Source organism: Bradyrhizobium sp. PUT101 (assembly GCF_052043945.1).
Taxonomy (GTDB): domain Bacteria; phylum Pseudomonadota; class Alphaproteobacteria; order Rhizobiales; family Xanthobacteraceae; genus Bradyrhizobium.
The window spans coordinates 5,586,793-5,608,427 of the sequence record NZ_CP197207.1 but is presented as its reverse complement, the minus strand read 5'-3'; the positions used below and the strand labels follow the sequence as shown (position 1 = coordinate 5,608,427).

Genomic DNA, 21,635 nt, shown 5'->3' with positions numbered 1-21,635 from the left:
CCGCTGGCACCTCAGACGTCGAAGAACACCGTCTCCTCCGGCCCCTGCAAATTGATCGTGAAGGAATACACGATCTTGCCGGCGCGCTCGCTGCGCGTTGCGATCAGCGTCTTGCGACGGGTCGGCTGCTCGATCAGGTTGAGCACGGGATCGGCGGCGTTGGCCGCCTCTTCGTCCGAGAAGTAGAGCCGCGTGTTGAGGCCGATATTGATGCCGCGCGCGACGATCCAGACATTGATGTGCGGTGCGCATTTGCGGCCCGCCTTGTCGGTGATCGCGCCCGGCTTGATGGTCTCGAAGGTGACGAGACCGCTCTCGAAGTCGGAACCAGCCCGGCCCCAGCCGCGAAACTCCTGCTCCAGCGTGCCTGCCGAGCGATCGGCCGGATGGTTGTAGCGGCCAGCCGCATTGGCCTGCCAGATCTCCAGCAGCACGTCGCGCAGCGGCGTGCCGGTGCCGTCGAGCACCTTGCCTTCCAGCGTGATGCGTTCACCTTCGGTATTCGGCGTCACCAGCACGTTGGAGAAGTTCTTCTCGAAAATGTCGAAGCCGGCCATCGCCGGGATCAAGCCGATATGGACGTAGGGCCCGGCCGTCTGCGAGGCGGTTTCCTTGAGATAGTTGAGCGGCTGCGGCATGGCTCAGTTCCCCTCGGTACGATTTTCGAAATAGGTGGAGCGCTGGCCGCGCAAGACGATGTCGAAGCGGTAGGCGAGCGAATCGAACGGCGACGAGGCGTTGAGGTCGAGCGGCGCCACGAGGCGGTCGAGCGCATCCTTGTCCGGAATCGTCGTCAGGATCGGGCAGACCGGGATCAAGGGATCGCCCTCGAAATACATCTGCGTGATCAGCCGCTGCGCGAAGCCCGAGCCGAACACCGAGAAGTGGATGTGGGCCGGGCGCCAGCTGTTGACGTAGTTGCGCCAGGGATAAGGCCCCGGCTTCACGGTGCGGAAATAGTAGTAGCCGGTCTCGTCGGTCAGCGCGCGGCCGCAGCCACCGAAATTCGGATCGATCGGCGCCAGATACGTATCTTTCTTGTGCCGGTAGCGGCCGCCGGCATTGGCCTGCCAGAATTCGACCAGCGTGTTCGCCACACCGCGGCCGGTCTCGTCCAGCACGCGGCCATGGACGATGATGCGCTCGCCGATCGGATCGCCGTCCTTGGCGTAGTTGCGGATCAAATCATTGTCGAGCGGGCCGACATCATTGTGCCCGAACACCGGCCCCGTGATCTCCGAGATCGAGTTCTCCAGCGACAACAGCGCCTGGCGCGGCGAGCGCAGCACCGAGGATTTGTACCCCGGCGCATGCGCCGGCGGATGGATGGAACGGTCACGCTGGAAGAAGCCGCCGTCGCCGAGCGGCGGCGTAAAGGGCTCGGGGCGATTGAGGCGGGGATCCCGCAAGGCTGGCGCCTGGGCGTTCATCGGCGTTGTCTCTCCCTGTGGCGCCCGGGGTCCGGGCGCGCAGCTTGTCGGGGAGATCATGGAACGATCTATTCTCAAGATAAATAGATCGATTATAATGAATTCCATGAAAGAAATCGATCATTTGGCCCTTGATGGCCACGCCCTCGCACTGTTCCTGGCCGTGCTGGAGGAAGGCTCGGTGACAGCGGCGGCAACACGGCTCGGCCTGACGCAATCGGCGGTCAGCCACGGACTGAACAAGCTGCGGCGGATTGCCGGCGATCCCCTGTTCGCCAAATCCGGCCGCGGCATCGTCGCCACGGCGCACGCCCAGGCCCTCGCGGCGAAGGCGCGCGCGTTGATCGACGAGATGCGCAGCTTTGCCGGCGGCGTCACCTTCGCGCCGGCGCAGGCCCAGCTGTCGCTGACCATCGGCGCCAACGACTTCCAGCGCGACCTGCTGTTGCCGCGGTTCTTCGATCACGTCGCCGCACAAGTGAAGAGCTTGAACCTTCGCGTGATCCCCTCGCAGTCGCCTTCGCCCGCAATGCTGCGCGAAAACCGCTGCGATCTCCTGATCACACCGCTGCCGCCGTCGGGCGTCGATATCGTGCAGAAGCGGCTGCTGAGTGATCACTACGTCTGCTACTACGACGCAAAGGCACGTGCTGCGCCGGCCAGCCGCAACGCCTATCTCGCGGCGCGTCACATCACCGTGGTCTACACCGACAACGAGCGGCTAGACTTCGACCGCCGGCTGGCCGCGAACGGGCTTCACCGCGACATCGCGATCTCAGTGCCGAGTTTCTCCGGCGTGCCGTCCTTCCTGCGCGGATCGCAGATGCTTGCGAGCATGCCGAGCCTGCTCGCGGACGGTGTGATGCGCGGTTTCGCGCATACGCGAATTCCATTGGCCTCCCGCACGCGAACGCTGGCAGAACTGCCGATGTTCATGGTCTGGCACCAGCGCTATCAGAAGGATCCGGCCCATCGCTGGATCAGGAGCCAGCTCGAGACTGTCGCCGCGACGGTTGCCGCCTGAACGAGGGCCCCTCCGCCGCAAAACCTGATTCCCGCCAAAGCCACTGGTAGCGCACGGGGAGCCACGCTAAAATCCCCCCATGACAGTGACCGACATTGCGAGCCGGACCTACAATCACAGCTGGCGGCTGGATCCCATCATCCGCAGCCTGCTGGATACCGACTTCTACAAGCTATTGATGTTACAGATGATTCGGGAAGACTACCCGAATCAGCAGGTGACCTTCTCGGTCATCAACCGCTCGCGCCATGTGCGACTTGCCGAGATCGTCGACGAGGGCGAGCTGCGCGCCCAGCTCGACCACGCCCGCACCATCCGCTTCTCCAAGAAAGAGCTGATCTGGCTTGCCGGTAACACCTTCTACGGCAAGACCCATATGTTCTCGGCCGACTTCATCCGCTGGCTGGCGGAATTCCGCCTGCCCGAATACGAGCTGCGCAAGGTCGAGGGCCAGTACGAGCTGCATTTCCACGGCCCCTGGACCCACACGACGATGTGGGAGATTCCGGCGCTGGCGATCCTCAACGAGCTGCGCTCGCGCGCGGCGATGAAGGGCCGCGGCCGCTTCGAGCTCGACGTGCTCTATGCCCGCGCCAAGGCCAAGCTGTGGACCAAGGTGGAACGGCTGCGCAAACTCGAGAGCCTCCGACTCTCCGACTTCGGCACCCGCCGGCGTCACGGCTTCCTCTGGCAGCGCTGGTGCGTGGAGGCGGTGAAGGAAGGCCTGGGCTCATCCTTCATCGGCACATCCAACGTGCTGCTCGCGATGGACAACGATCTCGAAGCCATCGGCACCAACGCCCATGAGCTGCCGATGGTCGCGGCCGCGCTCGCCAGGGACGACGAGGAATTGCGCTGGGCGCCCTACCGCGTTCTCGACCAGTGGCGCCAGACCTATGGCGGCAATCTCCTGATCGCACTGCCCGACGCCTTCGGCACCAAGGCCTTCCTGCGCGATGCGCCGGAATGGGTCGCCGACTGGACCGGCTTCCGCCCCGACAGCGCGCCGCCGATCCAGGCCGGCGAGGAGATCATCGCCTGGTGGGACAAGAAGGGCCGCAACCCCAGGGACAAGCTTCTCGTCTTTTCCGACGCGATGGACGTCGGCTCGATCGAGGAGACCTACCACCACTTCACCGGGCGCGTGCGACTCTCCTTCGGCTGGGGCACCAACCTCACCAACGACTTCGTCGGCTGCACGCCGGACGGCTCGTTCAACCTCGATCCGATCTCGCTGGTCTGCAAGGTCTCGTCGGTCGACGGCCATCCGGCCGTCAAGCTCTCCGATAATCCGGAGAAGGCGACCGGCCTTCCCTCGGAGATCGAGCGTTACCTGCGCGTGTTCGGCGACGCGGGCCGCGTGCGCAAGCCGGTGCTGGTCTAGCCGACCCCTCGATCGGGTAAACCGCGCACGACGAATGCGCTGCATTGGCTCGCCGATGCCGCGCCAGTCCCGGTTCGCCGGCATTTGAAGCGATTTGCGGGAGCCTGCTTCACGACGGCTTCACCCTGCGACGGAGTCCCCCGCGCCTTTCAGGTCGAGTTAAGCAACCATCTCGTCTACTTCGCGTTGCAGCGCAACGCTCCGTTGGGATCGTTGATCGACTTGGGGTATAAGGTGTTTCGCAGAACAGCGACATCGGCGGAGGGACACAGCTTCCTTCACGTCATCAAGCTCGTCTCGCCTTTCGTGATGGTCGTCGTGCTCCAGGCGGCGATCGCGGGATTCAGCCTCGAGGTGATGTCGTCGGTCCGCGCCTATGTCGCCGGCGAAGCATTGTGGTCGCGCTCGCAGAAGAATGCCGTCTACTTTCTCAATCTCTACCTGCATTCGGGTGAGGCAAGCCAGTTCACGCAATACCAGGCCGCGCTCGCCGTTCCGATCGGAGACGAGTTCGCGCGCTGGGCGCTCGAGCGCGATCCGGTCGACGTTGAAGCCGCCCGCATCGGCCTCCTGCAAGGCGGCAACCATCCCGATGACGTACCGGGATTGATCTGGCTGTTTCGCTACTTCGGCCACGTCAGCTTCCTCCAGGATGCAATTCGTGAGTGGGCTGCCACCGACCCCATGCTGCTGGAGCTCAGCATCTTTGGCGAGGTCATCCGGTCCGAGCTGGAGAACGGGCCCATTCAGGACGACGGCCACCTGCAATTCCTGTCGTCGCGGCTTTCTGAACTCAATGCTCAATTCACGGTGCACGCCAACCGGTTCTCCACCGTCCTCGGCGAAGGCTCCCGCGCCATCAAGGTGACGCTGACTTGCATCAACATCGTCACCGCCGCGGCGCTGATCCTGCTTCTGATCTGGCATACGCGGCGGCTGGTGCTGCAACGACAGGCGTTCGAAAACGCCCTGCATGCCGAGACACAGCGCCTGGCCTGGCAGGCATCGCACGACTGGCTGACCGGCCTGTCGAACCGTCGCGCCTTCGAGGCGCGCCTGCAAAGCGAGCTGGACAATGCCGCTGCGGGTACGCTCGGCCTGATCCTGCTCGACCTCGACCAGTTCAAGAGCGTCAACGATAGCTGCGGCCACCTTGCCGGCGACCGCCTGCTCCGCGAGGTCTCGCGCCTCCTGCAACAGGACCGGCATGCGCATGATCTGGTGGCCCGGCTCGGCGGCGACGAATTCGGGTTGATCCTGCCGCAATGCTCGCCCTTCGATGCCGTCGACATCGCCGAGCGTCTGCGCAGATCGCTCGAGCTGCTCAATTTCGCCTGGGACGATCGTTGCTTTGCGGTGACCGCCAGCATCGGCGTGACCTGCATCGCCGACCGCAACATCCCGCTCGAGGATGCGACGCGGCGCGCGGATGCTGCCTGCTATCGCGCCAAGGAAAGGGGACGCAACCGCGTTCAGGTCGAGAGCGGAAGTTCGAGCGCTGTCGCCGCCGCCCCCCGCCCGCGGGAAGCTGCGCGCGCCTGACGCAGCTCGCCGCTGTCAGCGCGGAGACAGAGCCCTCTGAATCGTTGGTCGCACCATCGCCTTCCGGCGCGACGGCCGATTTCAACCGAGGCAAGGGATCACCCCGCCGTCCGCCGCTCCTGCGCGTAACGCACCAGCGCGGCGAAGCGGTAGATGCCGTGCACGAACTTTCCGTAGGGCATGGTGATGAACAGCGCGAACACGGCGCCGAGATGCAGCGCGAGCAGCGGCCCCATCGCGCCGGTCTCGCGCAGGACCAGCAGCAGCATTCCCGTGAGGCCGGTCAGGAACAGCATGGCAATGAAGCCGACATCCATGCCGTAACGGCTCTCGTCAAGCAATGCCGGATCGCGGCGCATCTTGGCCGTGAACAGGCCGACCGGCCCGATGATCAGGCCGATGCCGCCGAGCGAGCCCAGCACCACGGGCAGGTCCCACCACGGATATGGCGCCTCGCGCCCGAACAGATAGTGATACAGCGTCGCCACCGACGTCGCGGCGAAGCAGAGCAGGAAGCCGTAGAAGGTCAGGTGATGATAGAGCTTGCGCCGATCGGCCGGCTTGTCGTCCTCGTTGTAGCAGCCGACGCCGCCGCCATGGAGATAGCGCAGTTCACCGGCATCGCGGATGGCCTGAAAGATCGAGCCTCCGTCCGCGCGGCCGCCGATGGGTGCGCCGATCTCGCGCCAGAAGGCGCGCACGCTCATGGCGAGGGCCAGGATGGCGTAGAGGAATGCGGCGCTGAACAACGCCGCCATCGCATTGTGCGGCATCAGCCTGTAGAACGCACCCGGCCCTGTATGGACACCGAACAGCACACCGCTGTCGTTCAAGGCGGCGAAGCCGAGAATGAAGGCGGCCATGCTGAGCGCGGCGATGACGCTGATGACGAGCCCGTTGCGCGCGAACGCACCGGACAGCGCCTGCGGCCAGGCGTAGGCCGCATAGGACTCCGCGCGCGCGACCGCCAGCGTCTTGGGGACATTGACGTTGAACTCGTGCGGCGGCGAGAACTGGCAGTCGACGTAGCAGGCGCCGCAGCCATGGCAGAGATTGGCGAGATAGTTGAGATCGCCGTCGGAGAAGGCGCGGCGCATCTCCATGGCCGGAAACACCGCGCACAGGCCTTCGCAGTAACGGCAGGAATTGCAGACCGTCATCAGACGGTCGGCTTCGTCGAGAATCCTAGTTCCGTGCATGTTTCGCCGCTTCCCGTCCCGCAATCCGCCCGAACACGCTGCCGATGGTCATGCCCATGCCCGCGGCATAGCCCTTGCCGAGCACGTTGCCGGCCATGATCTCTCCGGCCGCGAACATGTTGGCCGACGGCTTGCCGCCCTTCATCAGCATCCGCGCCTCCTTGTTCACGCGCGTGCCGAGATAGGTGAAGGTGATGCCGGGCCGCACCGGATAGGCGAGATATGGCGGCGTCTCGATCCGGCGCGCCCAGTGCGTCTTCGGCGGCGTGATGCCATCGGTACGGCAGTCGTCCAGGATGGTGTGGTCGAAGGTGCCGGGCCGCACCGCGGCGTTGAATTCGGTGATCGTCTTCTCCAGCGCCGCCGGATCGAGCTCGAGCCTGCCGGCGAGCTCCACCACCGTCTGCCCGGCGATCGGCGGAAACAGCGTCGGCATGAAACTCGTGACGACGGTCGAGTCGAAGATGATGTAGGCGATCTGGTCGGGCTGCGCCGCGACCAGCCGGCCCCAGATCGCGTAACGCTTCGGCCAGATGTCCTCGCCCTCGTCGTAGAAGCGCTGCGCGTGCTTGTTGACGACGATGCCGAACACGACCGAATCGTGCCGCGTGATGATGCCGCCGTCGAATTTCGGCGCGCGGGCGTCGATCGCGACCGCATGGCACTGGGTGGGATCGCCGACCTCCTGCACGCCCTTGTCGAGCAGCATCTTCAGGATCGAGCCACGATTGTAGGGCGTGCCGCGGATCAGGAAGTTGTCGGCGGCCTCGCCCCAATATTGCTTGAGCCATTCGATGTTCGCCTCGAATCCGCCGGCGGCGGCGACCAGCGAGGTCGCGCGGATCTCGCTCTCGCCCTTGATCGGCCGCTTGAGGCGCGCAGCGAGAAACATGCCGTCCTCGATCACGAGGTCGGTGACCTCGGCATCGTATTCGACCTCGACGCCCAGCCGTTCGGCGGTGAGATAGAGCGCGTTCAGCATTGCGCGGCCGCCGCCGAGAAAGAAGGAGTTGGTGCGGCCAAGGCTCAGCGTGCCGCCGAGCGAGGGCTGCCAGCGCACGCCCTGCTCCACGATCCAGTTCAGGATGTCCTTGGATTCGCGGATCATGTGGCGCGCCAGCACCTCGTCGGTCCGCCCGCCGGTGACGCGCAAAAGGTCCTCCCAGAACTCTTCTTCCGTATAGGGACCGGTCAGGATTTCGGTTGCCGCGTCATGGGCGCAGCGCATGTTGCGGGTGTGGCGGGTATTGCCGCCGCGATAGAACTTTGGCGCCCCCTCGAGCACCAGCACCGATGCGCCGCCGCGCCTGGCGCTGATCGCAGCGCACAGCGCCGCGTTGCCGCCGCCGATCACCAGCACGTCGTATTTGCTGCTCATGCCGTCTGCCTGATGCGACAAAGGTTGGAGACATTCTGCCAGCAGGCGGTCTCGATGGAGACGATCCGCCATTGCACACCTTTGTATACAAAGATATACAGAAGGCACGCAAGCGGCATCTCTGCATGGGCAGGATGCGCATCGAGGGATCATGGCCAGACGCCCGGCAAGGACAGGCGGATCGGTGTCGCGCGGAGCCGGCGTGGCGCTGGGAGAAGCCGTGTTCCGCTCGCTGTGCGAAGCGCTCCAGGCCGGTAGCTACCGCGCCGGCGACCGCCTGCGCGAGGAGGAAGTCGCCCAGCGGCTGAAGGTCAGCCGCACGCCGGTGCGGGAAGCGCTGGGCCGGCTCGCCGCGCGCGGCTTCGTCGAGCCCGCCGGCGGCCGCGGGCTGATCGTCCGCAACCTCGACATTTCCGAGGTGCTCGAGCTCTACGCCATGCGCGAGATCATGGAAGGCGCCGCCGCGCGCCTCGCCGCCGAGCACGCCTCGACGACGGAGATCGACGCGCTCCGAGACATCGAGCAGGCTTTTGTCGAGGCGCCGCAGACCGACGCCGCCGAGATGGCGCGGCTCAACCGCGCCTTCCACGAGGCCATCTGCCGCGCCGCGCGCAATCGTTATCTCGACAACGCTTCGCGGGAATTGCAGGACTGGATCGCCCTGCTCGGCCCGACCACCTTCACCGTATCGGGGCGCCCCTCGACCAGTCATAGCGAGCATCAGGCCATTATCGAGGCCATTGCCGCGCGCGATGGCGACAAGGCGGAAAAGCTGGCGCGCGCGCATATCCGGGAAGCGCTGCGCTGCCGGCTGAAATTGTTGCAGAAGCAATAGGCCGCCTACCGCCTCACCTTGCGCGCGGGACGCGCGTCTTCAGCCGAGGCCGGCAAGGCATTGTCAAGCAGTTCGGTCGGGCCGCCCAGCGTGCGCGTCAGGCGGATGGCAGCCTTAAGCAACAGAGACGTCATCGCCTTGATATTGTCCCGCGTGAAGCGCAGCTTCGGCCCCGAGAGCGACAAGGCGCCAACGCATTTTCCAGCGGGGCCGAACACCGGGCAGGCAAGTCCGGCGCAATCCGGATCACGCTCGCCAAAGGACACTGCGATGCAGCCCTCGCGAATCTCATCATAGCCCTCCCCCTTCTCACCGTCGAAGGCAAGGATAACCCGGCCCGCCGCGCCGCGATCGAGCGGGAGCAGCATGCCGGCCTCGACGCGGTCGAGCGTCGAATGCTGGGAATCGACGCGGAAGACGCAGAGCCTGCGCTTGGCATCATGCCGCACGTGATACGACGGACTTTCCGTGCCATCAGCCACGAGCTGCCGCAACAGCGGCACCACCCGATCATGCAGATTGTTGCTGCGCTGGTAGACCGCACCGAGCCGGAACGGCGTCGGGCCGAGATGATAGCGACCGTCGGCAAACTGCACGAGATAGCCGAATTCCTGAAGCGACGTCATCAGCCGCAACAGCGTGCTCTTGTACATTTTGGTGCGCCGGGCGAGCTCGGCCAGAGTCATCGGCTCCGGCGCATCCTCGAAGGCCGCAAGGATGCTCAGGGCGCGGTCGACGGCGGCGACACCGGACGAAGGCATGCGGTCTCCTAGTCAGGGAATCCGGAGGGATCGATCAGCTTTGCGATGACGGGAAAATACGCATCGCCCATGCCCTTGTCGATCGTCTCCCTGAAGATCGTGCGCATCAGCGCCGCGCCGCGCAGATTTAGCCCGGCCTGCGCACCCAGCTCCAGCGCGTAAGAGAGATCCTTCATTGCATACTCGGTCGAGAAGGCGCGCAGCGGAAACTCCTTGGCGACGATTGCCTTCATGCCATGGTTACGCAGGGCAAAACTGTCCGCCGACCCCTTGGACAGGGTCTCCAGCAGCAGCTTCGGCTCGACGCCGCTGTGTTTGGCGATCGCGACCGCCTCCGCCAGCGCATTGACGGTCTCGAACAGCACCATGTTGTTGAGGATCTTCGTGACCTGCCCGGCCCCGGTGTCGCCACAGAGGGTGACGTCCGTGGCAAAATGCCGGATCAGTGGCTCGACCTTAGCGAACTGCTCGACTGTCGCGCCGACCATGACGCTGAGCGTGCCGTCCTGCGCAGCCTGACGCGTCCGCGCGATCGGCGCGTCGATCCAGAGCGCGCCCTTGTCAGCGAGTTGCTTCGCGAACGACCGCGTCAGGCCGACATCGGAGGTGCCGAGATCGACCACGGTCTGGCCGCTTCCGATGGCCGGCAGGATGCCTTCGAAGACCGACATCACATGCTTGGCACTGGGCAGGCACAGGAAGATCGTCTCGGTGCCGCCGACGACATCCTTGACCGACCTCGCCGCGGTCCCTCCATCCGCAACGATCCGCGCCAGCGGCTCTGCGGCGAGGTCGAACGCCAGCACCGGCCGTCCGCTCTTGCGCAAGAGGTTGCGGCAGATCGGCTCGCCCATGACACCGAGACCGATGAACCCAATCGAACCAGACATTCCGTTACTCTCCCTCGAAAATCCCATGACCGGGCGGGTGCAGGCCCGCCCGGTCGACGCATTCATTTCACCAGCGGACAGCCGCCTTCGCTCATCGGCCGGAACACCTCTTCGCCCGGCTTGGAGCTGACGATCCGGTAATAGTCGAACTTGTACTTGGACTCCTCCGGCTTCTTCACCTGAACCAGATACATGGTGTGCAGCACGCGCCCGTCGGCGCGGATCGCAACGTCCTTGTTGTACATATCGTTGACTCTCATCTCGTGCATCTTGGCGGCAACGGCCGTCGCATCCGTCGTGCCCGCCGCCTTCACGGCGGCCAGGTAGTGGTGGACGCCGCTATAGACCCCGGCTTGCACCATGCTCGCGACCTTGCCGTCCATCAGAGCGGCGTAGCGCTTCGACCAGGCCCGCGTTTGCTCGTTGAGGTCCCAGTAGAACGAAGTCGTCACCTGCAAGCCCTGGGTGACCTTCAGGCCGAGAGAATTCACGTCCGTGATGAAGACGAGAAGACCGGCGAGCTTCTGACCGCCTTCGACGATGCCGAACTCGCCCGCCTGCTTGATCGCGGTCTGCACGTCCGCGCCCGACGTCGCCAGCCCGACGACGTCGGCCTTCGAGCCCTGCGCCTGCAACAGGAACGACGCGAAATCGGCGGTGCCGAGCGGATGGGCAGCCGAGCCGATCACCTTGCCGCCGGCGGCCTCGATGAATTTGGTCGCGTCGCGCTGAAGCGCGTGGCCGAAGGCATAGTCGGCCGTCACGAAGTACCAGGTCTTGCCACCGGCCCGCGTGATCGCGTCGCTGGTGAGCTTCGACAGCGCGTAAGTGTCGTAGTTGAAGTGGAAGCTGACCGGCGAGCACGACTTCCCGGTGAAGTCGGATGAGCCGGGGCCCGAGATGACGAAGATCTTGTTCTTCTGCTTGGCGACTTCGAGGATGGCAAAGCCGGCCGAAGAGGCCGCGCCGTCCGCAATCATGTCGACGCCCTCGTTGTCGAACCATTTGCGCGCGGTGGCCGATGCGATATCCGGCTTGTTCTGGTGGTCGGCCGAAATGATCTCGATCTTCTTGCCTAGCAATTCGTTGCCGAAGTCCTCGGCCGCGAGCTTAGCGGCGGCAACCGAGCCTCGTCCGCCATTGTCGGCGAACACGCCGGACTGGTCGTTGAGCACGCCGATCCTGATCACATTGTCGGCTGCAAGCGCGGTGCTCGCTTGTGCGGCCAGAATTGCCGCCATGATCCAACGCAACTTCATAAGATACGCCTCCCGTTTACGAATTTGCTTGTTGAGGATGTCTTGCAGCACCGGCGCGATGTAGCGGCGGAACTGTTCCGGGTTCTCACTCATCGGAAAATGACCGAGCCGCTCCATCACGGTGGCCTTGGCGCCGGGAATGCCGGCCGCGGTCCGCAGCGTGTCCTCCGACGTGCAGGAGAAATCGTACTCGCCGGTGAGGAGATAAAGCGGACACTGGTTGACGTCGATGTTACAGGTGCGCCCGCGCAGATCGCCATCGACGCGATAGAAATAGAGATCGCCCTTGAAGATGCCGGGACCGCCCTGCTTGTAGCCCCACAGCGTCTCGTTGCGCGAAGCTTCCGGGCCGTTGGGCGCGATCAGGCCGGATACCAAGGCGGCGCAGACCTCACCGCCATGAACGTCGGGCCGGTTCAGCCAGGCCGTGTCGTACCAGGGCTGCTGGAAGTCCGCCGCCTCGAGCCCGATCAAGGCGCGGAATTCGCGCGCATGCTCGATGGCGAGATTGAGCACGATACGGCCCCCGATCGAGCAGCCCATCACCACCGGGCGCTCCAGCTTCAGCGCGTTGCAGAACGCACGGATGATCGCGGTGTAGCTTGCGGTGGTCAGCCGATATTCGGTGCCGTATTGGCTGTCCGGCGGATTGGACTTGCCGTGCCAGGGCATGTCGAAGGCGATGACGCGGAAATGCTTGGTGAACTCGTCATCCACGAGCAGATGTCGCCATTGCCGCGCATCGGAGCCGGCGGTGTGGAGGCAGACCAGTGGAATGCCGCTGCCGTTTTCCTCGAAGTAGATGCGGTTGATCTCTCCATTGACTTCGACGTGGATGTAACGTCCGACGATCGGCTCGATGAGTCCGTTCATGACGCACCTCCAAAACCGTTCTGTCGCGGCAGCGCCAAAAGATCCTTGAAGTACTGAAGATGCGTCATGAAGGGATGCAGATCGCCTTCAAGCGTCGCATGGCCGCGCTTATTGATCGCCAGCAGATCGTGCCAGCCTGCCGGCGGCATCCGCTGCCAGTAAGCGGCGAACGCGGCAGGTGTTGCGCGATAGGAAAAACGCCAGGAACGCATCAGCACTGGAGCCGGCGTCATATCCACGATCTGCCCGGCGCGGATGGCAACGTGAAATGGCTGCGTGCTCGGCCCGAGCAGGCAGTCGACGTCAAGCCAACGTCCGCGGGCGGTCAGAGTGGCATCGCGTGCCAGCAAGTCGGGGATTGCCTCGAAGGCCGTGATGACGGCGCCGGGCGTGAACGACACCGGCGGGCCACCGCCCTGATGGACGCGTTCGGATTCCATCGGTTCATTCCTCCCCTATCCATCGTTCTGCTAGACAGAACGTCATTCTATTTCGCCTCCACTTCTATACAGGGCTTGTGAGCGAACTCAAGTGCATGGGGCCGCATGCGGTGCCGCGGGGAGGCCGCCCGTTCAGGGGTGAAGTCTTGTCTCGCCGCCGGCGCGGCCCGAAATCAGGCTTCGAGGATGCGCGCGAGCAGCCAATAGCCGCCGAGCAGGCCGATCACCGTGGACACTGTGTAGACCAGCCCCGCCGCCCTCACCGGCTCGGACCGATCCTCAGCACTCAGTCGATCGGCCAGGCGGAGGATCGGCAGCGCGACTGCGACGATCGCGACCTGTCCGATCTCGACGCCGATGTTGAAGGCGGCCAGCGCCGGCACCGCCGCGTTGGGCGGCAGCCCGATCTCGCGAAGCGCACCGGCGAAACCGAAACCGTGGATCAGTCCGAACAGAAAGGCCATGCGCCAGCGCTTGTCGACATCGCGCGAGAAGAAGTTCTCCACGGCCACGAAGACGATCGAGGCCGCGATCGCAGGCTCCACAAGGCTGCTCGGGATGACGAGGACATCAAGCGCGGCCAGCGACAAGGTGATCGAATGGGCGATGGTGAAGGCCGTCACGATCTTGACGACCGGAATGAGCCGTCTCGCCCACAGCACCACGGCAATCAGGAATGCGACGTGATCGTAACCGAGGAAGATGTGTTCGATACCCGTGAGGAGATAGCGCTGCATCGTCGACCACAGCGGCGGCGGCGCGGTCGAGAGCGTGACCGTCGTGTTGCCGGCGTCGAGCAAGGCCTGCGCCTCCGATCTGCCCTGCGCGATCAGCACGACCTGCCGCGCGGCCGGGTCTTTCTCGGTCAGCACGGTCGAGCGATAGATGAGGTCGCCGGGGGCATCAGCGCAGGCAAAGCTGTTGCGATAGATGATGCCGTCACCGTCCGGCAGGATCGCTGCATCTCCGGCCGAACAAGCCCTGGCGCCGCCCGTTACCGCCAGGTGCGTGCTCATATAGATGAGGATGGCGGATCTGGCAGCTTCGACCGCCGCAGGATCGACCGCATCCTGTCTCGCATCATAGGTCCTCGTGCCGATCAGGCGATCGACATCGCTGCCCTTCAATCCGATCTCGACGCTCACCGTGCGATCGGCGGTCAGCGCCACGCGCGCCGTGACGAGGTTGACCTGATGCGCTTCAGCCGGGAGAGCGATGCCGAGCAGCGCCGCGAACCACAGCAGCAGCGTGCACCTCACGATCCCGCTCCGTCACGCCAGCACATCCGCCACGACCGCCTTCAAGACATCCCGCACATCGGCCGGCATCAGCCGCACCTGCAATCCGCGCTGACCGCCATTGAGATAGACCAGCTCATGCGCGAGCGCGCTCTGCTCGATCACGGTACGTACCGGCTTGCGCTGGCCGAACGGGCTGATGCCGCCGACCTTGTAGCCGGTGACGCGCTCCGCCTCGGGCGGCTTCATCATCTGCGCTGACTTGCCGCCCGCGGCAGCGGCGAGCTTCTTCATCGAGACTTCCTGGTCGGATGGCACGATCACGCAGACCGGCTTGCCGTCCACCAAGGCCATCAGCGTCTTCAGGACCCGTGCCGGGTCCTCGCCGATCGCGGCGGCCGCCTGGAGCCCGATGCTCTCGGCGTCGGGATCATAGTCGTAGGTGTGGACTGTGAAAGCGACACCGGCGGCCGTCAGTGCACGTGTGGCGGGGGTGACTTTGGACATGGACGGTGTTTACCACCGTCATTGCACGGAGCGAAGCGGTGTGGCACGAGCAGGCGCCACACGATGACTGTCATCGCCCGGCCTTGACCGGGCGATCCAGTACTCCGAGACAGTGGTGATCAAATCGATGAGCCGCGGCGTACTGGATGCCCCGCTTTCGCGGAGCATGACAGCAGCTTGTGGGGGCGCGTGTCGTGCCCGATGACGAGGCCTTCTACTCCGCCGCGTCCCTCATCTCGACACGCTCGGCCCTGACTGCGCAGAACTTGAACTCCGGGATCTTGCCGAACGGGTCGAGCGCCGGGTTGGTCAACAGGTTCGCCGCCGCTTCCGCGTAGCAGAACGGCATGAACACCATGTTCTCCGGCACGTCGCGGTCGGAGCGGACCTTGACCTCGACGGCACCGCGCCGTGTCTCCAGCCGAATGAAATCGCCCGGTGCGAGCTGCTTCTTGCGCATGTCCTTCGGCGACATGAAGGCGACCGCCTCCGGCTCGATCTGGTCGAGCACTTGCGCGCGGCGCGTCATCGAGCCGGTGTGCCAGTGCTCCAGCACGCGGCCGGTCGAGAGCACCATCGGGTATTCGACGTCAGGCAACTCGTCCGGCGGGATCACCTTGGCCGGCACGATCTTGCCGCGGCCGCTCGCGGTCGGGAAGCCCGTGGTGAAGATGATCTCGTTGCCGGGCTGGTCCGGACCGTCGACCGGATAGGTCACCGCGCCTTCACGCAGCAGCCGCTCCCAGGTGATGTTCTTCAGCGAGGGCATCAGCTGCGCCATCTCGGTGAAGACGTCGCCGGGGCCGGCATAATTCCACGGCAGGCCCATCCGCTTGCCGATCTCCTGGATGATCCAGAGATCCTGCCGCGCATCGCCGGGCGGCTTGATCACCTGGCGCGCGAGCTGCACACGGCGGTCGGTGTTGGTGAACGAGCCCTCCTTCTCGGCGAAGGCCGAGGCCGGCAGGATGACGTCGGCGTGGAACGCCGTCTCGGTGACGAAGAGATCCTGCACCACGAGATGATCGAGCATGACCAGCGCCTGGCGGGCATGCTGGAGGTCGGGATCGGACATCGCGGGGTTCTCGCCCTCGATATACATGCCCTTGATCTCGCCGGCATGGATCGCGTTCATGATCTCGACCACGGTCAGGCCGCGGACGGGATCGAGATCCTGCTGCCAGAGCTTTTCGAAGGCGCCGCGCATGTCGTCGCGGCCGACCGGCTGATAGTCCGGCAGGAACATCGGAATCAGGCCGGCGTCGGAGGCGCCCTGCACGTTGTTCTGGCCGCGCAGCGGATGCAGACCGGTGCCGGGACGGCCGACCTGGCCGGTGATCAGCGCCAGCGCAATCAGGCAGCGCGCATTGTCGGTGCCGTGGACATGCTGGCTGATGCCCATGCCCCAGAAGATGATCGACGACTTCGCGCGGGCATAGGTCCGCGCCACCTCGCGCAGCGTCTGCGCCGGGACGCCACAGATCGGCTCCATCTTCTCCGGCGTGAACTCCTTGATCTTCTCCTTGAGGTCCTCGAACCCCTCGGTGTAGCCGGCGATGTACTGGTCGTCGGTGAGGCCCTCGGTGATGATCGTGTTGATCATCGCGTTCAGCATGGCGACGTCCGAGCCGGGCTTGAACTGCAGATGCTTGGTCGCATGACGCGACAGCGTCTGCCGGCGCGGGTCCATCACGAACAGCTTGGCGCCGTTCTGCTTGACCGCGTTCTTGATGAAGGTCGCGGCGACCGGATGGTTCACGGTCGGGTTGGCGCCGATCACCCAGATCACTTCGGCATCCATCGCGGCGGAGAACGGCGCGGACACCGCGCCCGAGCTCAAGCCTTCGAATAGCGCTGCCACCGACGATGCGTGGCACAGGCGGGTGCAATGGTCGACGTTGTTCGAGCCGAAACCGGTGCGCACCAGCTTCTGGAACAGATAGGCCTCTTCGTTCGAACCCTTGGCCGAGCCGAAGCCGGCCAGCGCCTTCACGCCCTTCTCGTCGCGGATCTTGACGAGGCCCCTGGCCGCGATGTCGAGCGCTTCCTCCCAGCTCGCCTCGCGGAAATGGGTGAAGGGATTGGCCGGATCGACCTGGTCGTTCGCATCCTTCTTGGCATTCGGCAGCCGCACCAGCGGCTTGGTCAGGCGATGCGGATGGTGGATGTAGTCGAAGCCGAAGCGGCCCTTCACACAAAGACGATTGTGATTGGCGGGGCCGTCGCGGCCTTCCGCATAGATCACCTTCTCGTCCTTGACCTCGTAGGTCACCTGGCAGCCGACGCCGCAGAACGGGCAGAGCGAGTCGACCTTCCTGTCGGCATAGGTCACGCGGGTCTGCTTCTCGTCCAGCATCACGGCCGGCATCAAGGCGCCGGTCGGACAGGCCTGCACGCATTCGCCGCAGGCGACGCAGGTGGACTCGCCCATGGGATCGTCGAAGTCGAACACGATCTTGGCGCCGTGGTTGCGGTAGGCCATGCCGATGACGTCGTTGACCTGCACCTCGCGACAGGCGCGCACGCAGAGGCCGCACTGGATGCAGGCATCGAGATTGACGCGCATCGCCGGATGGCTGGCGTCGGTCGCCCAGCGCTCGGCGGCGGGGAAGCGGCTCTCGGTGACGCCCGTCGTCTCGGCCCAGTGCCAGAATTTCGAATCCGGATCGTGCGAGGTCTCGCGCGCCGGCTGGTCGGCGACGAGCAGCTCCATCACCATCTTTTGCGCCGAGACCGCGCGCGCGGACTCGGTCTTCACCTTCATGCCGACCGACGGGGTGCGCTTGCAGGACGCCGCCAGCACGCGCTCGCCCTCGATCTCGACCATGCAGGCACGGCAATTGCCGTCGGGGCGATAGTCCGGCGCAGGCGAATAGCACAGATGCGGAATCTCTCGTCCCTGGCGCTTTGCGACTTGCCAGATCGTTTCGCCGGGATTGGCCTCGACCTGCTTGCCGTCGAGCTCGAACGTAATCTTCGTCATTCGGCCGCTTCCTTGAACTCGTCAGGGAAATATTTGATCACTGAGCTGAGCGGATTCGACGCCGCCTGTCCGAGCCCGCAGATCGAGGCATCGCGCATCGCCTGGCTCAATTCGTCCAGCAAGGCACGGTTCCAGACCGGCTTCTGCATCAGAAGCGCTGCCTTCTGGGTTCCGACGCGGCAAGGCGTGCACTGGCCGCAGCTCTCGTCCTCGAAGAACTTCATCAGGTTCAGCGCCGCCGCGCGCACGCTGTCCTTTTGCGACAGGATCACGATCGCGGCCGATCCGATGAAGCAGCCGTATTTCTCCAGCGTGCCGAAATCGAGCGGAATGTCGTCCATCGACGCAGGCAGAATGCCGCCGGACGCGCCGCCCGGAAGATAGGCGTAGAACTGATGGCCATCGGCCATGCCGCCGCAATATTCCTCGATCAGCTCGCGCACGGTGATGCCGGCGGGCGCGAGCTTCATGCCGGGATTCTTCACGCGCCCCGAGACCGAGAAACTGCGCAGACCGTGACGCTCGTGGCGGCCATGGCCCTTCCACCAGTCGGCGCCCTTCTCGACGATGTCGCGCACCCACCACAACGTCTCGATGTTGTTGATCAGGGTCGGCAGGCCGAACAGGCCAACCTGGAACGGATAAGGCGGCTTGTGCCGGGGCAGGCCGCGCTTGCCCTCGATGCTTTCGAGCAGCGAGGATTCCTCGCCGCAGATGTAGGCGCCGGCGCCGCGCCGCATGTGCAGCGTCGGGCCGCCCGGCGGCAGCTTTGCGATCTCGCGCTGGAGGATCTCGCGCGCGGCCGGATATTCGTCGCGCAGATAGATGTAGACGTCGGAGGCCTGGACCACGTGCGCGCCGATCAGCATGCCCTCGATGAAGCGGTGCGGATCGGTTTCCAGATAATAGCGGTCCTTGAACGTGCCGGGCTCGCCCTCGTCGCCATTGATCGCCATCAGCCGCGGCCCGGGCTCTCCCAGCACCGCGCGCCATTTGCGCCCCGTGGGGAAGCCGGCGCCGCCGAGGCCGCGCAGCGAGGCGTCGTCGAGCGCCTTCAGGAGATCGTCCTTCGGCAGCTCGCCCGAGCGCACGCGGCCCAGCAGCCTGTAGCCGCCGCCGGCGACATAGGCGTCGTAGTCGACATGTTCGGGCAGATGGGCGTGAGTGTCGCCGGCCTTTGCCGCCGCCATCACATTGGCGACGGTGGCGTGATCGACGAAGTTGTGACCGACCTCGGCAGCGGGTGCGGTGTCGCAGCGGCCGACACAGGGCGCGCGCACGACGCGGATGCCCGGTCCAGCTTTGCTTTGCAGATCTTGCAGCAGCTTCTCACCGCCGAGCATCGCGCAAGTGAGGGAGTCGCAGACGCGGATGGTGAGCGGCGCAATATCCTGCTCGCCCTCCTTCACCACGTCGAAATGGGCGTAGAAGGTCGCGGTCTCGAACACCTCGGCGAAGGAGAGCTTCATCTCGTCGGCGAGGGCTGCCAGATGCGCGGCCGAGATCTGGCGATATCTGTCCTGGATCAGGTGCAGATATTCGATGAGCAGGTCGCGCCGCCGTGGGCGGTCGCCGAGCAGCAACTCAATTTCATGCGCGGCGACCGGATCGACCTGGCGTCCCTTCGGGGTCGCCTTGGCGCGCCGGCGTCCCTCTCCGGGATGCTCGAAGGAGCGGACCTTGTGCACGTCGTCATGGCTCATCGATTCGTCCCGATCTCGTCCTTTAGAACTGCTCCAGTTCTAGCTTCTGGCATGCCATATGCCAAGAAAATTATCATGCTCACGGAAGCAGTTAAGCGCGCAGCCCAAGGGCAACCCTGCATCGCTGTCCGGACGTGGCCTTGCGTTCGTCCAACGCGCCAACTCACAGAACGAAGCCTGAATTGGTCTGGAGATCAATAAAGGCTTCCTATGCTGCGATAGCGAAATCGCATCGAGCTCCCGCTCCGAGGCTACAGGTGCCCCTCCATGCCCAGGGTGTTGAAGGGTCAGCATTTGCTCGTGCACTCCTCGATATAGAGTCGGCGATCGTCACCCGCGAGGCCCTTGGCCTTCACGTCCTTGCGACACTCCTTATCGAAATGAACGGCGGGAGCGCGCGCATGGTGCGCTCCCGCTCGCAACGAATGTGCGATCAGAAGATCTTGACCGCGCTCTCCAGCGTCTTCCAGACACCCCAGGCGAGCGGAATGCCGACGAAGGCCCAGAACAGCGCCGCCTTGGCGTCGAGCCCGCCGAAGCCGATGCCGTAGGACCCGTGCGGGCCTGCGGCGGCGGCGTTGGCGCTCGCGGCCTGGAGCTTGGCGACGTCGGCATCGCTCATGTGCCACTTCGAATCGACGGGCTTGATCAGGTAGTTGCAGATCAGGCCCGCGACCAGCATGGCGCAGAGGATGTACATGGTGGTGTTGTAGAGCTGGTCGCGGGGAACGCCGGCCGCCAGCTGGAACTCGCGAATGTAGTTCACCACGACCGGGCCGATGATGCCCGCGGTCGACCATGCCGTCAGCAACCGGCCGTGGATGGCGCCGACGAACTGGGTGCCGAACATGTCGGCGAGATAGGCCGGCACAGTCGCGAAGCCGCCGCCATACATCGAGAGAATGATGCCGAAGCCGAGCACGAAGAGCAGCTTCGAGCCCATCGCCGCGAAGGTCGGGGCCAGCGCGTAAAGCACGATGCCGAGGATGAAGAACGTGTAGTAGGTGTTCTTGCGTCCGATCTTGTCCGACAGCGAGGCCCAGAAGAACCGGCCCCCGATGTTGAACAGCGACAGCAGGCCGGCGAAGCCCGCGGCGATGGCCGCGATCTGCGCCTTCTGTCCGGCATCGAGCTGGTTGAAGCCGATGTCGGGCAGGCCGATCAACTTGCCGGCGAAGATTTCCTGAAGCATCGGCGAGGCCATGCCGATCACGCCGATGCCGGCGGAGACGTTGAGGCACAGCACCCACCAGATCAGCCAGAACTGCGGCGTCTTGTGCGCGTCATTCAGGTGGACGTTGTTCTTGGAGATCATCGCATTGGCCTTGACCGGCGCCGTCCAGCCCTCGGGCTGCCAGCCGGTCGGCGGAATGCGATAGCGGAACGCGCCGATCATCATGAACACGAAGTAGATGACGCCCATCGCAACGAACGTCTCCCAGACGCCGACCGAAGTCGGGCTCTTGAAGTAGTTCATCAGGAGATTCGCCAGCGGCGCGCCGATCATGGCACCGCCGCCAAAGCCCATGATGGCCATGCCGGTCGCCATGCCGCGGCGATCCGGGAACCATTTCACCAGCGTCGACACCGGCGAGATGTAGCCGAGGCCAAGACCGACGCCGCCGATCACGCCCGAGCCCAGCCACATCAGCCAGAGCTGGTGGGTGTAGATGCCGATCGCGCCAAGAAACAGGCCGCCGCACCAGCACAGAGCTGCGACGAAGCCGGCCTTGCGCGGACCCACCCGTTCGAGCCAGCCGCCCCAGATCGCGGCGGAGACGCCGAGCAGCACGAAGAACAGCGTGTACATCCAGCCCAGGCTGGCGACCTTCCAGTCGCAGCTCGTGGTGAACAGCTCCTGCCACAGCGACATGTCCGGACAGGCCTTCGGCGCAGTGATGCCGATCGCACGCGACAGCGGAAGCCAGAACACCGAGAAGCCGTAGGCCATGCCGATACAGAGATGGATGCACAGCGCCGCCGGCGGCACCAGCCAGCGATTGAAGCCGGCCGCCGCGATCGTGCGTTCACGATCGAGGAAGCCGGAAGCACCGACCGGTGCAAGAACGGTATCGGCAGTGGTCATAAGCATTACCTCCCAAGCGCGGCCTTGCCGGCACATCGGTTTGAGACCGGCCTTGCGCGAGCTCGGCAGCCGCGCAGGACAGGTCGGACTTCATGCCGAAGCG

17 protein-coding genes are annotated in these 21,635 nt (G+C 64.8%); 4 read left to right on the top strand and 13 right to left on the bottom strand.

Annotated features, from left to right (window positions below; all coding sequences use genetic code 11):
- Positions 1 to 11 precede the first annotated feature (11 nt).
- Together pcaG and pcaH are read right to left on the bottom strand one after the other, a co-directional pair.
- On the bottom strand, positions 12 to 638 hold the full coding sequence (gene pcaG / locus ACSHT2_RS26975; RefSeq protein WP_440637674.1) for a protocatechuate 3,4-dioxygenase subunit alpha: 627 nt from the start codon (positions 636 to 638) through the stop codon (positions 12 to 14).
- 3 nt (positions 639 to 641) lie between these two features.
- A complete protein-coding gene (pcaH, locus tag ACSHT2_RS26970; protein ID WP_440637673.1) occupies positions 642 to 1,430 on the bottom strand; it encodes a protocatechuate 3,4-dioxygenase subunit beta in 789 nt (262 codons plus the stop codon).
- Positions 1,431 to 1,527: 97 nt separating this feature from the next.
- On the opposite strand from pcaH, the gene ACSHT2_RS26965 reads away from it, so the two are divergent.
- The 3 genes from ACSHT2_RS26965 to ACSHT2_RS26955 all read left to right on the top strand — a co-directional run bounded on the left by ACSHT2_RS26965 (position 1,528) and on the right by ACSHT2_RS26955 (position 5,380).
- Positions 1,528 to 2,454, top strand: coding sequence for a LysR family transcriptional regulator (locus ACSHT2_RS26965; RefSeq protein ID WP_440642942.1), 927 nt, complete (start codon positions 1,528 to 1,530; stop codon positions 2,452 to 2,454).
- A 79-nt stretch (positions 2,455 to 2,533) separates the two neighbouring features.
- The gene (pncB, locus tag ACSHT2_RS26960) at positions 2,534 to 3,838 is read left to right on the top strand and encodes a nicotinate phosphoribosyltransferase (RefSeq protein ID WP_440637672.1); all 1,305 of its coding nucleotides are present in this window, start codon (positions 2,534 to 2,536) and stop codon (positions 3,836 to 3,838) included.
- A gap of 234 nt (positions 3,839 to 4,072) precedes the next feature.
- On the top strand, positions 4,073 to 5,380 hold the full coding sequence (locus tag ACSHT2_RS26955; RefSeq protein ID WP_440637671.1) for a GGDEF domain-containing protein: 1,308 nt from the start codon (positions 4,073 to 4,075) through the stop codon (positions 5,378 to 5,380).
- A gap of 98 nt (positions 5,381 to 5,478) precedes the next feature.
- Here ACSHT2_RS26955 and tcuB read toward each other — a convergent pair whose 3' ends face one another.
- Positions 5,479 to 6,579, bottom strand: a complete 1,101-nt coding sequence (gene tcuB, locus ACSHT2_RS26950; protein WP_440637670.1) for a tricarballylate utilization 4Fe-4S protein TcuB — start codon at positions 6,577 to 6,579, stop codon at positions 5,479 to 5,481.
- Complete coding sequence (gene tcuA / locus ACSHT2_RS26945) at positions 6,566 to 7,957, bottom strand: FAD-dependent tricarballylate dehydrogenase TcuA (protein ID WP_440637668.1); 1,392 nt, start codon at positions 7,955 to 7,957, stop codon at positions 6,566 to 6,568. Before tcuA ends, tcuB begins: the two co-directional genes overlap by 14 nt.
- A 151-nt stretch (positions 7,958 to 8,108) precedes the next feature.
- Between tcuA and ACSHT2_RS26940 the strand changes: the two genes are divergently transcribed.
- The gene (locus tag ACSHT2_RS26940; RefSeq protein ID WP_271526816.1) at positions 8,109 to 8,792 is read left to right on the top strand and encodes a GntR family transcriptional regulator; all 684 of its coding nucleotides are present in this window, start codon (positions 8,109 to 8,111) and stop codon (positions 8,790 to 8,792) included.
- 5 nt (positions 8,793 to 8,797) lie between these two features.
- Here the strand turns inward: ACSHT2_RS26940 and ACSHT2_RS26935 are convergent, their stop codons facing one another.
- The 9 genes from ACSHT2_RS26935 to ACSHT2_RS26895 all read right to left on the bottom strand — a co-directional run bounded on the left by ACSHT2_RS26935 (position 8,798) and on the right by ACSHT2_RS26895 (position 21,532).
- Positions 8,798 to 9,553: an IclR family transcriptional regulator gene (locus tag ACSHT2_RS26935; protein WP_271526817.1), complete on the bottom strand. Its 756-nt coding sequence runs from the start codon at positions 9,551 to 9,553 to the stop codon at positions 8,798 to 8,800.
- Positions 9,554 to 9,561: 8 nt separating this feature from the next.
- Complete coding sequence (locus tag ACSHT2_RS26930; RefSeq protein ID WP_440637666.1) at positions 9,562 to 10,443, bottom strand: NAD(P)-dependent oxidoreductase; 882 nt, start codon at positions 10,441 to 10,443, stop codon at positions 9,562 to 9,564.
- Positions 10,444 to 10,505: 62 nt separating this feature from the next.
- A complete protein-coding gene (locus ACSHT2_RS26925; protein ID WP_440637665.1) occupies positions 10,506 to 12,575 on the bottom strand; it encodes an alpha/beta fold hydrolase in 2,070 nt (689 codons plus the stop codon).
- Positions 12,572 to 12,976, bottom strand: a complete 405-nt coding sequence (locus ACSHT2_RS26920) for a hypothetical protein (RefSeq protein WP_271526821.1) — start codon at positions 12,974 to 12,976, stop codon at positions 12,572 to 12,574. Before ACSHT2_RS26920 ends, ACSHT2_RS26925 begins: the two co-directional genes overlap by 4 nt.
- Positions 12,977 to 13,188: 212 nt before the next feature.
- A complete protein-coding gene (locus tag ACSHT2_RS26915; protein ID WP_440637663.1) occupies positions 13,189 to 14,274 on the bottom strand; it encodes a HupE/UreJ family protein in 1,086 nt (361 codons plus the stop codon).
- A gap of 12 nt (positions 14,275 to 14,286) precedes the next feature.
- Entirely contained in the window at positions 14,287 to 14,760 is a 474-nt protein-coding gene (gene ybaK, locus ACSHT2_RS26910) for a Cys-tRNA(Pro) deacylase (RefSeq protein WP_440637662.1), read from the bottom strand.
- 214 nt (positions 14,761 to 14,974) lie between these two features.
- Positions 14,975 to 17,743: a formate dehydrogenase subunit alpha gene (fdhF, locus tag ACSHT2_RS26905; protein WP_440637660.1), complete on the bottom strand. Its 2,769-nt coding sequence runs from the start codon at positions 17,741 to 17,743 to the stop codon at positions 14,975 to 14,977.
- A complete protein-coding gene (locus tag ACSHT2_RS26900; RefSeq protein WP_440637658.1) occupies positions 17,740 to 19,446 on the bottom strand; it encodes an NADH-ubiquinone oxidoreductase-F iron-sulfur binding region domain-containing protein in 1,707 nt (568 codons plus the stop codon). Before ACSHT2_RS26900 ends, fdhF begins: the two co-directional genes overlap by 4 nt.
- Before the next feature lie 433 nt (positions 19,447 to 19,879).
- Entirely contained in the window at positions 19,880 to 21,532 is a 1,653-nt protein-coding gene (locus tag ACSHT2_RS26895; RefSeq protein ID WP_440637656.1) for an OFA family MFS transporter, read from the bottom strand.
- Between the last annotated feature and the right edge of the window lie 103 nt (positions 21,533 to 21,635).

Excerpts from the sequence above, each read along its gene's own strand:
- pcaG (WP_440637674.1), bottom strand. The coding sequence starts at position 638 with ATGCCGCAGCCGCTCAACTATCTCAAGGAAACCGCCTCGCAGACGGCC.
- pcaH (WP_440637673.1), bottom strand. The coding sequence starts at position 1,430 with ATGAACGCCCAGGCGCCAGCCTTGCGGGATCCCCGCCTCAATCGCCCC.
- ACSHT2_RS26965 (WP_440642942.1), top strand. The coding sequence starts at position 1,528 with ATGAATTCCATGAAAGAAATCGATCATTTGGCCCTTGATGGCCACGCC.
- pncB (WP_440637672.1), top strand. The coding sequence starts at position 2,534 with ATGACAGTGACCGACATTGCGAGCCGGACCTACAATCACAGCTGGCGG.
- tcuB (WP_440637670.1), bottom strand. The coding sequence starts at position 6,579 with ATGCACGGAACTAGGATTCTCGACGAAGCCGACCGTCTGATGACGGTC.
- tcuA (WP_440637668.1), bottom strand. The coding sequence starts at position 7,957 with ATGAGCAGCAAATACGACGTGCTGGTGATCGGCGGCGGCAACGCGGCG.
- ACSHT2_RS26940 (WP_271526816.1), top strand. The coding sequence starts at position 8,109 with ATGGCCAGACGCCCGGCAAGGACAGGCGGATCGGTGTCGCGCGGAGCC.
- ACSHT2_RS26935 (WP_271526817.1), bottom strand. The coding sequence starts at position 9,553 with ATGCCTTCGTCCGGTGTCGCCGCCGTCGACCGCGCCCTGAGCATCCTT.
- ACSHT2_RS26930 (WP_440637666.1), bottom strand. The coding sequence starts at position 10,443 with ATGTCTGGTTCGATTGGGTTCATCGGTCTCGGTGTCATGGGCGAGCCG.
- ACSHT2_RS26925 (WP_440637665.1), bottom strand. The coding sequence starts at position 12,575 with ATGAACGGACTCATCGAGCCGATCGTCGGACGTTACATCCACGTCGAA.
- ybaK (WP_440637662.1), bottom strand. The coding sequence starts at position 14,760 with ATGTCCAAAGTCACCCCCGCCACACGTGCACTGACGGCCGCCGGTGTC.
- fdhF (WP_440637660.1), bottom strand. The coding sequence starts at position 17,743 with ATGACGAAGATTACGTTCGAGCTCGACGGCAAGCAGGTCGAGGCCAAT.
- ACSHT2_RS26900 (WP_440637658.1), bottom strand. The coding sequence starts at position 19,446 with ATGAGCCATGACGACGTGCACAAGGTCCGCTCCTTCGAGCATCCCGGA.
- ACSHT2_RS26895 (WP_440637656.1), bottom strand. The coding sequence starts at position 21,532 with ATGACCACTGCCGATACCGTTCTTGCACCGGTCGGTGCTTCCGGCTTC.